A 12,016-nucleotide genomic window follows, 5' to 3' on the forward strand; every position below is an offset into this window, starting at 1 on the left:
CTATAACATTGTTAGACAATTTAAATAGAGGCAGAACGTGATGACTGAAGATAATCAAACCGATGCTTTGAAAAATGAGGCTGCGGCTTTGGCAGATGATGTAAAGCTGAAAGCCAAAGAGGTGAAGCTGGAAGGCGAAAAACTGGCGGATGATGCGAAACATAAACTTGAAGAGTTAAAGCTGGATGCCGAAAAATCTTTGAATGATGCAAAGCATGAACATGCTGACACAGCAGCCAGCAGTAAGGAAAAGCTGCATCATTTAAAAGAAGAGGCGGGCCATAAATTAGATGAAGCCAAACTGAAAGCATCTGAACTGAAGCATCAGGCCGCAGAAAAGTTTGACTCATTGAAAGCGCAGGCCAGTGAAAAGCTGGATGAACTGAAAAAGAAAGCATCAGACACGCTGCATAAACTTAAGAAAGATGACCCTGAAACTTAACTGCTGCAGATATTAAAAAGCCCTCGCTAAATGCAGAGGGCTTTTTTATTTTTTAACTATTTGATTCTTATTCTGTTCAGGGTGAATTATTTGTCTAAGTTTTCTTTTTTAATTTTATATACATAGTTATTTACGATGGTAATGATGTACTGCATGTTTTCAATTTCGTAAGTATAGTCGACAGCCAACGTATTGGGTTTTTCAGTTGCAGGCAGCTCATACGAATTGACTTTAATTGGAGAAGCCCGCATGCGTGTTTGCATTTCTTGAACACTGTCGCCTAAGGTTAAAGCTACACGGTCAGGAGTTGTAATACTGTTGGTTTCCTCTGCCGCTAAAGTGAGGGCTGGCGCAGTGAGCGCTAAGCTGGCTGCCAATAACCAATGTGTTTTCATAAGAAATTACCTAAGAATACGTAAATGCAATTAAAATGAAATATACCCAAAGCTTGTATTGAAAACATTGAAGATGCTGGTATTAACGTATTAGTTTTGTTGTTTTCATCCGTGCATATTTGCTAATCAAATGATTGAAATGCGCGCTATGCCGCATATGTTTTATTGTATCGTGAATTGAGAAGGATGCGGTATTCATCGTCATATTCAAATGATAAGTGACATGATTAGCATGATTTTAAAATGGTATTTCCAACTGAATAAGTTGGTTTTGTTTGCTGGAAAGAAAAAACTTGCCAAGCCAATGCTTAACCTTGGCTTTAATTGCCGTTACACTATAAGCCATTCGCAGAATATCCTGTTTGGAGTAACTTTATATGTCGTGGCTTTCTTCGCTTAAATCCGTTTTTTCTCCTTCGCAGGAGGTGAATGAAGAGGAAATCCAAAAAGTTCTTCAAAGCTACATTTTGCCCGAATCGGATCATGCTTTAAAAGACCGTATCAGCCAAGTGAATGTACAAGGTCAAGTTTTGCAAATCACCATCAATACCTATCCAAATGAAGCAGAGCATTTACAGAAAATTCATGATGATTTAGCAGATGCTTTAGAAAAGTGCGGCATTAAAGAATTGAATATGCATGTAGTGCAGCAAAAAACAGGGCATAAATCAGGCGGCTGCGGTCACCATCATGCAGAAGGTGAAAGCTGTTCAAGTCAGTCTAAAACTGAAGATGCAGCGCCAAAAAACAATTTGCCTCCTGTAATCGATGCTTCAGCAAAAGCAGAAGAAAAAGCTCCTGAAGAAGCAGATCCAAATAATCCGCCTATTCAAAAAGCAGCACCTCAGCAGCGTGATGTGCCAAAGCACCCGCGCATTCAAAACGTGATTTTAGTGTCTTCCGGCAAGGGCGGCGTGGGGAAATCGACCACAACAGTCAACCTTGCTTTGGCGCTGCAAAAATTAGGCTTAAAAGTCGGCGTTTTAGATGCCGACATTTATGGTCCAAGTATTCCAACTATGCTGGGTAATGCGGGCCGCACACCTATGATTGAGTCAGAGCATTTTGTACCGCTGGATGCATACGGCATGGCTGTGCTTTCAATTGGTCACCTGACTGGCGACAACAATACGCCTGTTGCATGGCGAGGCCCAAAAGCTACAGGCGCTTTAATGCAGCTGTTTAACCAAACTTTATGGCCAGATCTAGATGTGCTGATGATTGATATGCCGCCGGGTACAGGCGACATTCAATTAACACTTGCACAGCGTATTCCAGTGACTGGCGCAGTTGTGGTGACGACGCCGCAGAACGTGGCGCTGATGGATGCGACCAAAGGTATTGAACTGTTTAACCGTGTGCAAATTCCAGTGATGGGCGTGGTTGAAAATATGTCTACACATGTTTGTTCAAACTGCGGACATGAAGAACAGATCTTTGGCACGGGCGGCGGTGATAAGCTTTCAGAGCAATATGATATTCCGTTACTTGGCCGTTTACCGCTGAATGTTCAAATCCGTGAAAATGCAGATGCAGGTAAACCTTCGGTCGAAGCCGAAGATAATGCAGCTGAAAGCTATATGGCTATTGCGCGTAAAATCGCGGACAAACTGCCTAAAGCTGAAAAAGATCAATCTCGGATTTTCTAATGAAGCTTTAAGCTGTTTTCAAACCCAAAAAGCCCAGATTGATCTGGGTTTTTTTTAGGTTAAAACATGGAATTCAGGCAGGTTAGATGTGATGAAATGCACATCAAAATGCTGTAAAAAGATGATTTTAAATCGTATATCTTGATAGAAATGAGATGTAAATCATGAATTTGACTCAAGAGTTGAAAAAGATTGCGGTTTGTAAGTTTTTGTAAATTAAAGATTAAGTTTTCGCAGTTCAAAATCCTCATATCAACTTACAATATAGTTTTTGCTAAAGCCTGAAATCTGAATTATTCTGCGCGGATATAAGCCCGAGAGAATTCTATGATTTCATGGTTATTTATAGGTTCTGTGATCATGATTTTGCTCACACCAGGCCCAACCAATACATTGCTTGCATCTTCTGGCTTGCAAGTCGGGGTAAAAAAATCATTTCGGCTCATTCCTGCAGAAGCCTTCGGTTATTTGCTTTCGATCAGCTTTTGGGGGTTCCTCATTGGCAAAATTTCAGTTTATCTTCCTGCATTGCCGCCTATACTTAAACTTTTTAGTGCGGGCTATATTTTATATTTAGCATTAAAACTATGGAAAACAGCCAATGCTGTACAGGACTTAAATCAAGTCAGTATCCGTGATTGGCAATTGTTTATCGCAACGCTATTAAATCCTAAAGCGCTTTTGTTTGCTTCGGCAGTTTTTCCTGCCATAGCATGGGCCGAGCCCAGCTATTATGTAGCGCATATGCTGGCATTTTTACTGCTGATAATTCCAATCGCCTTCTTTTGGACATTGATTGGCTCAATGCTGTCCAGCAATAAAGTGCGCTGGCTAAACCAATGCACCATGCAGAAAACGGCTTCTTTGGTGCTGATGAGTTTTTCTATTCCATTAAGCTATTCGGCGCTGCTGAAACTTTAATATCTATTTAAAATTCCTCAGAATCAGCCAATTGGGCCATGGGCTTGAAAGGCTTATTTTCATTGGGCGCGATTTCAGTTAAAGTACCACGCAATATTTGATTTAAAGCATTTTGGATAGTAATAGATGGCCATTAAGTCTGATCGCTGGATTCGCGAGATGAGCGAAAAACACGGCATGATTGAACCGTATGCAGAAAACCAAGTCCGCCTAGACGAAAATGGTCAAAAGCTGATTTCTTACGGTGTTTCAAGCTACGGTTATGATGTGCGCTGTGCACGTGAATTTAAAGTATTCACGAATGTTCATTCGGCAATTGTCGATCCGAAGAACTTTGATGACAAAAGCTTTATTGATATTGAATCTGATGTTTGCATTATTCCGCCCAACTCATTTGCGCTGGCGCGTACTGTCGAATATTTCCGTATCCCGCGTAATGTTTTAACCGTATGCCTAGGCAAATCCACTTATGCGCGCTGCGGTATTATTGTCAATGTTACGCCGCTTGAACCCGAGTGGGAAGGTCACGTGACTTTAGAATTCTCAAATACAACAAACTTGCCGGCACGTATTTATGCAGGTGAGGGTGTTGCGCAGATGCTGTTCTTTGAATCTGACGAAGTGTGTGAAACATCATATAAAGACCGAGGCGGTAAATACCAAGGTCAAACAGGTGTAACGCTGCCAAAAGCTTAAAGCTAATTTGCAGCATAAAAAGCAGGCATTTTGCCTGCTTTTTTTATGTGATTCATTCATCGGAAACTGGTGTGTTTCAGCGAGTTTGTTTTGCATTTGAGTAATTATTGCGCATAATTAAAAGTTAATATGACTTGGTATAACTCCATCAATGGAAGCGGTGGAACAAAAGAAATTATTGCCAAGAAAAGGAATAAATATAAGAAAGATGCGGTGCATCTGATAAAAAAGGAAGGTCAAGATGACTCGATTAACTAAGGCATCCCAGTTCCGCCAGCGCTGTTTAGCTGCAGCAGTCAGTATGCTGATTGCGCCATCTGTATTTGCACTTCAAGATTTGTCTGATGAAACACTGTCAGAAACCACAGGCGAAGGCGTTGCGCTGCTGCCTGAAAATTTTAAAATGGTTTTTCAAGGGCCAAACGATTTTTCTGCAGCCTCTAGCTATAACAAAGCAGGTGCTGCTAATCCTGAAAAATATGATACAGGTTTCATTCGCATTATTCCTGTAGGTGAAGACTATTCGAAATATGCATCTGTTAATTCTGCTGATTTGGCCAAGCAAAGAACGAAAGCGGATATATTTATTTATGGTTTAGCGCTGTCAAAGTCAGATAATGATTTAAATAAGCGTTTCAGCAACACGGGTTTTAGCTGGGGCACATCTGCTAACCCTTGGCTGTTTAGAGCAGGCACAGCGTCAAATATTCAGCAATTTCAAAGCGCCAACACCGCTGGCGATTTAGGTTATTTGGCCTTAGAGGCGCCGCTTGCGACAGTAGCTGCTTCAGATTTAGATAACAACATTAAATTAGGTTTTTGGGCAGATGCTTTTTCACGCAGTTTGGGTTCCAGCAACAAAGTTGATGCAATTACTGGCGCGCCAGTTTTAACGGACGCGGTAAATGATTTACTGAAAGAACAGCGGCTGCGCTTGCAGGTGGTTGCAAATGGCTTGAGCATCAATGGCTCACAAGTCCGTTTCTTTCAAACGCAGCAATCGACAGTCCCGCAGCAAAATCAAACATTGGGTATGGCCACTATTATCCGTATGAATACGAATGATGATCCCTCAGCATTGGTTTATGAAAATACAGCTGCCAATAAAGCATTGCTTGATGCGAAAGGGCTTCGTATCAGTACTCAGGCAATAGATGACGGCACTGCTGTAACGCCAGCGATAGACCGTTCATTCGCACCGCTTTTTGATCCTAGTGAAGGTTTATATTTATATAGCCCAAATATTAATCTTGTACTGGGCAATATATATCAGCCTTTTGTGGTTGGCTCAGAGGGCAAAAATATTATCTTAGAAGTCACCCGTATCCCGAATGTGCCTTCTATTTATAAGCAAATTTATACCTATTATGCAGATACTGACGGTGCAAATACTGCACTGACGGCAGCGCAGAAAACAGAATATAAAGGTTCGACATGTAACGTATCGGTCTGCGGTACGCCTATTACATTAGGTTCTGGCGCATCAGCAGTTGCATATCAAGGCAATAATGCAACACATAGCAGTATTGCAATAGGCAGTGTAAGCCGGGATGCAGCGACAAATCTATTGAAAGCAAATACTGCAGCGAATTCTACAGGTGTTGTATTTCGAGGTTCGGGAACAGCCGTGCCTGTCAATCTAGGTTCAGCAGTGATTGATGGTGTGCTGATTCAGCATTTAAAAATTAAAACAACAGGCTTATAGGACATGGATATGTTTAAACAAGCGTTATTGCCTTTGTTGATATGTGTTTCATCTGTCACACAGGCTGGATTAGTCGGCTTAGATAATACTGAACTGGTTGGTATAACAGGTCAGGGCGGTGCCGATTTGAATTGGACATTATCGCTTAATCATCAATACGCTTCAGATCTAAGTTTAGCTTCGATTTCTAAAACCAACGGTACGGTAAACGGAGGTGATTTTGCAAACGTGACCGAAGCTTATTATAAAATACGGCCAGGGACAGATTGCGCATTATTAGAGCTATGCCGTTTAGCGATCTCACCAAATAACCATACAGAAAATGGACAGAAGAAGTGGCTGGTTTTTAAACAAATTCAAGGCACTTTGCAAATTGATAAATTTTCTTTAGAAGGCACAACTTTAATTAATAAGGATGGTAATCCTCAAACTGCCATGATGCTGAAATTTTATGATGACAAACCATTAAAAATTAGAAATCTAGGTTTTGCGAGCCTTGCAGTGGAGTCTGGTGATACGGGCTACTTAAACAATACTAAATATGGCACTTACGGCGCATCACAGGCAGTGCCAAGTTTCGATAATGGACAAGAACAGGGATTTATGGGGCTCAATGTGCATGGAAACTTGCATATGTCAGGTGATCTCAAGATCTTCAGCTATAACTGTTCAGGCGCTGCAGGTGCCCGCTGTTAAGTGTGAAGTTAAAAGGATGTTGTAATGAATAAAATAATAAAATTAAACCTCCTAACAGCTTGTGTTTGTATCGCAAATCAAGGCTATGCGCTTGAAGTGTTAAACGATCAGGTATTAGGAAGCGTGACGGGCCAGGATGGTATTACAATTACGCATGAAGTATCCCGTGTTGAGGTCGCTCAAGCGAACTGGATTGATTATTCAGAAGCGAACAAAGCGCCCATAAAACTGAGTTTACACGATGTAAAAATTACGCCTAATGCGAATAATACAAATATTGTCAGTAAGTTGGATCTTGATGTTGGCGCAACACAATTGGCTTCTGGTGCTGTAGGTGCAGGCATACAGCTGCGTGCCAGTGTTTCGCCATTTACTGCGGTTGCCTCCAAAATTATGATGGTTTGTTCGCCGAATTGTGCACCAGGTGAGCAAGATCAAAATTTAGGCAGTTTAAGTATTTCAACCATTTCTCCTTTAGAAGTGTATTTGGCGACAACGAATGGTTTGTTTAACCGTAATGATAAAGCGCATTTAGATTTAAAATTGCAAAATGCCACCATTTCACATGGCATGAATGGCAATAGTTTGGTTCTGAAAGATTTTAACTTTAATCTTTCTGCCGATGGCTATATGTATATTGATCCGAAGGATGGAATTGTACTGACGACAATGTCGGCTGATGGTCAAACTGATAATTTTGTAGAATTAGGCCGTGTAGAAGACAAGAGCTCAAATGTGCATTCGAGCCGTACAGGCGCAGCAACGAAACCAGGCGTGAATGTTGAGCTGCGCTATGGGAAAACAGGTGAAACACCAGGGAATTTGATCCGTTTAGGCGCTTCAGGCGCATTAAGTAACGGCAAAATTATGCTGAATGCCAATCAGGCAGGTGCGGCAAACTTTAACATTGTTAATGATAAGCGTAATGAAACTGCTAAACAGGCTGCTAATGGTTATGGCTTTACCCAAGGCGGCGGCCTGCATATGGCAATGTCTGCGGATTTTACCCGTGCAGACGCAGGCAAGGACACTGTTTCAGGAAGAACGCCAACGACCTTTGAATTAGGCCATTCGGGCACAGGCAGTTATGCTATTGAATTTTCTAATCTTACGCGTTTGAATGTCCGTAATTCAGATGCCGCTGGAGCGCCGTTAAGCAGCAGTAACGCTTATATTGATTTTGGCGATATTTATATCAATACAGTGAGAACGAATTCATTGGGTTTTGTTGTAAATGACCAAATGAAAACGCTATTGGGTGCTGCAGCCAATGAATTAATTTATAACCCTTCACCTACGGTTAATCCGCAAACGATGACTTTGGTGGCTGTTCGAGGTATGGATTTTCAGGCCATTGCCCGAAAAGCCCGATTTATTTCAGATAACTCGCTGCCTGTAAATGATGCATCATCGGGGACTTGGGGGCTAGGTATTCCTATTTACAACCTCAATGCCAATTTAGGTATTTATGCACAAAGCTATAGCCGCGGCGGCGTTGAAAAGTCAGGTTTAGGTTATGATTTGGCAATGTCTACAGAAGGTTACCGTTTTGATGAAAAAACCGGTAATGCCTATACCACGTCTATTATTGTTTTAGATGGTGAGCAGCGCACATTAGCCAATGGCGCGAAAGGTGAAGAAGTCAACTACTATGCGGGCTTGCGTAATATTGATTCGTACATTAAAGCTAAAGGCGTGATTGGTTTTGAAGACCGTGAAATTTATATTCGCGCAGATAATTTACTTGTAGCAGCGAAAGCTGAGATTGCGATTGGCCAGCTGCCGGGTTCACTATATAACTGTACTGCAGAATGCGGGAATAAGATTGTACCGATTGACAACTTTGGCCGTAAAGATGACGTTTTGACATCCATTGCTTTTAAATTGGATGGCAAGGGGGAGTTATTTATTATTCCTGGTCTTGAAAGCGCTAATGCTACGCCAGATACCAATTTTTTATCTTTAAAGGCAAATTTCGAGTTTAATCCGTTAAAGGATAATTCTGACCGCGGCAGTTATGTGAGTATCAGCAATGAAGACCAAACCGCTTCAGGTACAAATGTATCAAGTATTAATCTCAATAAAATACAGGGTGATTTGGGTGTTGAAGCACGGATACATATGAAAAAAGACCGTGTGGTGCTGGATAATCAGGTGAAATTTAACCGTCAGGCAACTGACAGTTCATTAGGGAAGGTTTTTTCTGCTGAAGTTGCGATGATGCCTAAAAGTGGAAATATGCAAAAAATTGCAGATTTCGTAATACCAGGGGGGACAATGAGGAGTACTTTGGGTATTGCGCCAAGATAAGTAAGAAATTATAAAAAACAGGGAAAACTTATGAAATACAAAATTTTGTGTGGGCTTGTCAGCTCACTTTTAGGGATGTCTAGTGTAAATGCAATGACGGCGCTTGATGATCAGGCGCTCTCTGAAGTCGATGGTCAGGCCTTATTGAATTTAACGAAAGAGGCTGGAACGAATAATATTGAGTTTTTCAAATTAGGCATGAATGCCGAATTATCATTGAATGCCAATATTAAATCTCTGCAGTTGGGCTGCGGCGGTGATAAAGGTGCTGGAGCCTGTGATATTGATATTTCTGAACTGTCTTTTGGTTGTATAACGGGGGCAAAAGGAGTCTGTATTACTCAAGAAACAGCAATAGCAGGGCAACCTAAAGGTGTTGATTATGATAATAGTATTGAAAATCAAAAGGCATTAAAAGATTTCGTTCTAACCAATCCTTTCTATCAGTTTGCCATTCAAAATGGCGGACAAGCATCAACGCGTCAGGTTGTGGGTATTCGTGTAGGTGCTGATAAGGCAGAAGGACCAATGAGTATTGGCAGTATGAATAGTTTTAGTGGGTTTTTAACAGGGAAAACAAACTTAAATATTGCAGCAGAAACGAATATAGCAGTAACTTGTGATGGGAATAAGTCAAATTGCTCTAGTAGTGATGCCTCAAAATTCTCGAACAACTTCACCATTGATAAATTAATTGGTGCTGATGAAAACTATTATAAAGCCAATGGTTTTTTAGGGGTAAAAGATGATGAAATTTTGAATTTAGGTATAGTAACAGTTAGATATAAAGACCTTACGATTGATACTAAATCGGCATCATCCCAAGCAAATGTAGCAGCAACTGGCTCTAGAATTAAACAAGTAAAAATTGCTAATTTAGGCTTGGGAACCACTGTTGATGGTGTTGTAGAAGGCCTAAAGGTTAATCAAATTTGTGCGACGCCTTTAGTTGGAAATGGTTGTGATGCAATTACTGGGCCTGATATGGCTAATCTTTTGATGCCTGTTTTAAAAACTGGTATTCAAAATTATATGAAAGAAGAAACTTTGAAAGGTTTGGGGCTTGTTATTCCAGAAAAAGGTGCTTTAGAGACTGCAGCTAACTATGGGAAAAGGTTGACTGCATTATTAAATCAATATCAGCTACCTTATAATTTATCAAATGTTCACCAATTAGATGTGAATTCGGATAAATTTGGTATTGCGTTAACTGCTTTGAAAGAAGGAATCAAATTCCCTGGTTATGAGGAAGCTGTACCGCAAGGCTGGTCGATGTACTTACAAGATGCATTTACCTTAAATATTAATGAGACATTGACCACACTGATGTCAAACATAGTTCAAAATGGAAATGCTGCCGCGGGTAATATTACGATGCTTGCACCTGCTTACCGTAACTGTTTCGGCAATTTGAAATTTTGTTAAATTAAGTGAGATAAAATAAAAAACCCGCTATTAGCGGGTTTTTTATTTTAGAAAAAATTATTTAGCAATTTTAGCCAATAACTCTTCTTTAGATATATTTACAGATTCAGCATCACGGCGGCCTTTGTATTCAAAAGTGCCAGCATCCAAACCTTTTTCACCAATCACAACGCGGTGCGGAATACCTGTAATTTCAAGGTCAGAGAATTTCACCCCTGGACGCTCGTCACGGTCATCAAGAATCACGTCATAACCCGCAGCTTGCAGTTCAGCATATAATGCTTCAGCAGCTTCAAGTGTACGCGGTGACTTATGCGCGTTCATAGGCACAATTGCAACTTCAAACGGCGCAATGGCTGCAGGCCAGATAATGCCTTTCTCATCGAAGTTTTGTTCAATTGCAGAGGCAACAACACGCGTTACACCAATACCGTAACAGCCCATCGTCACGACAAGCGGTTTGCCGTCTTTGCCTAGAACCTTACAGCCTAGCGCTTCAGAGTATTTTTGACCCAGCTGGAAAATATGGCCAACTTCAATGCCGCGTTTAATTTGCAGCGTGCCTTTGCCATCTGGAGAAGGGTCACCCTCAACAACGTTACGCAGGTCATACACTTCTGTAAATTGCGCATCACGTTCCCAGTTTACGCCTACTGCATGTTTGTCAGCTTCATTTGCACCAGCAACAAAGTCAGACAGTATGGAAGCCGCGCGGTCCACAATAACCGCAATACCTTTTTCAACTAGGCCTTGAGGACCGCAGAAACCGGCAGTTAAGCCATGCTCAGCCAGCTGTTCTTCGGTTGCAAATGTTAAAGGCGCTGCAATCAGCGGGTGCTTTTCAGCTTTAATTTCATTCAGCTCATGGTCACCGCGAAGGAAGAGCGCAATCACTGGCGCAGCTTTACCTTCTTCTGCAACACCTTGTACAAGCAATGCTTTAACAGATTGAGCAGGCTCAGATTTTAAGAATGCAGAGACATCTTCAATGGTTTTTTGATTAGGTGTTTCTACAATTTCTAAAGCTTTCGCAGGAGCAGCGCGTTCACCAACCAGTACAGCTTCAGCCATTTCTACGTTGGCTGCATAGTCTGAATCTGTAGAGAATGCGATGTCATCTTCGCCGCTAGAGGCAAGTACGTGGAATTCATGTGAACCTGAACCGCCGATTGAGCCAGTGTCTGCTTGTACAGGACGGAAGTTAAGGCCTAAACGCGTGAAAATTTTGCAATATGCGTCATACATCACGTCATAAGTTTCTTGCAATGACTCTTGGTCTACGTGGAAAGAATAAGCATCTTTCATGATGAATTCGCGTGAACGCATTACACCAAAACGCGGACGGATTTCGTCACGGAATTTTGTTTGCACTTGGTAGAAGTTAGCAGGCAGCTGTTTGTAGCTTTTCAGCTCAGTGCGCGCCATATCTGTAATGACTTCTTCATGTGTAGGGCCAAGAACAAAGTCATTGGTATGACGGTCTTTGAAACGCAAAAGTTCAGGACCATATTGTACATAACGGCCTGATTCTTCCCAAAGGCTGGCAGGCTGCGTCACAGGCATTAAAACTTGCAGTGAGCCGGCACGGTCCATTTCTTCACGGACAATCGCTTCAACTTTATTTAACACGCGTACACCCATTGGCAGCCAAGTGTATAAACCTGAAGCCAACTTACGGATCATGCCTGCACGAAGCATGAGCTGATGAGAAATTACTTCTGCATCATTCGGGGTTTCTCTTAACGTTGCAAATAGAAAGCGGCTGGCGCGCATGGAA

At 41.5% G+C, this 12,016-nt stretch carries 10 protein-coding genes; 8 read left to right on the top strand and 2 right to left on the bottom strand.

Going from position 1 to position 12,016, the window contains the following annotated elements:
• The first annotated feature begins 40 nt into the window (after positions 1–40).
• Positions 41–442, top strand: a complete 402-nt coding sequence (locus D7V32_RS00005) for a hypothetical protein (protein WP_120400888.1) — start codon at positions 41–43, stop codon at positions 440–442.
• A gap of 86 nt (positions 443–528) precedes the next feature.
• Here the strand turns inward: D7V32_RS00005 and D7V32_RS00010 are convergent, their stop codons facing one another.
• Positions 529–837 (bottom strand): hypothetical protein, encoded by a 309-nt coding sequence (locus D7V32_RS00010; RefSeq protein ID WP_120400889.1) that lies wholly within the window; start codon positions 835–837, stop codon positions 529–531.
• A 377-nt stretch (positions 838–1,214) separates the two neighbouring features.
• On the opposite strand from D7V32_RS00010, the gene apbC reads away from it, so the two are divergent.
• The 7 genes from apbC (at position 1,215) to D7V32_RS00045 (ending at position 10,239) form a co-directional block, all read left to right on the top strand.
• Positions 1,215–2,486, top strand: a complete 1,272-nt coding sequence (gene apbC / locus D7V32_RS00015; protein ID WP_120400890.1) for an iron-sulfur cluster carrier protein ApbC — start codon at positions 1,215–1,217, stop codon at positions 2,484–2,486.
• A gap of 327 nt (positions 2,487–2,813) precedes the next feature.
• Entirely contained in the window at positions 2,814–3,407 is a 594-nt protein-coding gene (locus D7V32_RS00020) for a LysE family translocator (protein WP_120400891.1), read from the top strand.
• A 126-nt stretch (positions 3,408–3,533) separates the two neighbouring features.
• Positions 3,534–4,103 carry a dCTP deaminase gene (gene dcd, locus D7V32_RS00025; RefSeq protein WP_120400892.1) on the top strand — a complete coding sequence of 190 codons (570 nt, stop codon included), beginning with the start codon at positions 3,534–3,536 and terminating at the stop codon, positions 4,101–4,103.
• 241 nt (positions 4,104–4,344) lie between these two features.
• Positions 4,345–5,808, top strand: a complete 1,464-nt coding sequence (locus D7V32_RS00030; protein ID WP_120400893.1) for a hypothetical protein — start codon at positions 4,345–4,347, stop codon at positions 5,806–5,808.
• 9 nt (positions 5,809–5,817) lie between these two features.
• A complete protein-coding gene (locus D7V32_RS00035; protein WP_120400894.1) occupies positions 5,818–6,504 on the top strand; it encodes a hypothetical protein in 687 nt (228 codons plus the stop codon).
• A gap of 24 nt (positions 6,505–6,528) precedes the next feature.
• Positions 6,529–8,814, top strand: a complete 2,286-nt coding sequence (locus D7V32_RS00040) for a DUF6160 family protein (protein ID WP_120400895.1) — start codon at positions 6,529–6,531, stop codon at positions 8,812–8,814.
• A gap of 30 nt (positions 8,815–8,844) precedes the next feature.
• Positions 8,845–10,239: a hypothetical protein gene (locus D7V32_RS00045; RefSeq protein ID WP_120400896.1), complete on the top strand. Its 1,395-nt coding sequence runs from the start codon at positions 8,845–8,847 to the stop codon at positions 10,237–10,239.
• A gap of 57 nt (positions 10,240–10,296) precedes the next feature.
• On the opposite strand, the gene D7V32_RS00050 is transcribed toward D7V32_RS00045, so the two are convergent.
• Positions 10,297–12,012: a proline--tRNA ligase gene (locus tag D7V32_RS00050; RefSeq protein ID WP_120400897.1), complete on the bottom strand. Its 1,716-nt coding sequence runs from the start codon at positions 12,010–12,012 to the stop codon at positions 10,297–10,299.
• Positions 12,013–12,016: the final 4 nt, after the last annotated feature.

Origin of the sequence: Acinetobacter tianfuensis, from assembly GCF_003611465.1 — a bacterium.
GTDB lineage: Bacteria > Pseudomonadota > Gammaproteobacteria > Pseudomonadales > Moraxellaceae > Acinetobacter > Acinetobacter tianfuensis.

Excerpts from the sequence above, each read along its gene's own strand:
- D7V32_RS00035 (WP_120400894.1), top strand. The coding sequence starts at position 5,818 with ATGTTTAAACAAGCGTTATTGCCTTTGTTGATATGTGTTTCATCTGTC.
- dcd (WP_120400892.1), top strand. The coding sequence starts at position 3,534 with ATGGCCATTAAGTCTGATCGCTGGATTCGCGAGATGAGCGAAAAACAC.
- D7V32_RS00010 (WP_120400889.1), bottom strand. The coding sequence starts at position 837 with ATGAAAACACATTGGTTATTGGCAGCCAGCTTAGCGCTCACTGCGCCA.
- D7V32_RS00050 (WP_120400897.1), bottom strand. The coding sequence starts at position 12,012 with ATGCGCGCCAGCCGCTTTCTATTTGCAACGTTAAGAGAAACCCCGAAT.
- D7V32_RS00020 (WP_120400891.1), top strand. The coding sequence starts at position 2,814 with ATGATTTCATGGTTATTTATAGGTTCTGTGATCATGATTTTGCTCACA.
- D7V32_RS00030 (WP_120400893.1), top strand. The coding sequence starts at position 4,345 with ATGACTCGATTAACTAAGGCATCCCAGTTCCGCCAGCGCTGTTTAGCT.
- D7V32_RS00040 (WP_120400895.1), top strand. The coding sequence starts at position 6,529 with ATGAATAAAATAATAAAATTAAACCTCCTAACAGCTTGTGTTTGTATC.
- D7V32_RS00045 (WP_120400896.1), top strand. The coding sequence starts at position 8,845 with ATGAAATACAAAATTTTGTGTGGGCTTGTCAGCTCACTTTTAGGGATG.
- apbC (WP_120400890.1), top strand. The coding sequence starts at position 1,215 with ATGTCGTGGCTTTCTTCGCTTAAATCCGTTTTTTCTCCTTCGCAGGAG.
- D7V32_RS00005 (WP_120400888.1), top strand. The coding sequence starts at position 41 with ATGACTGAAGATAATCAAACCGATGCTTTGAAAAATGAGGCTGCGGCT.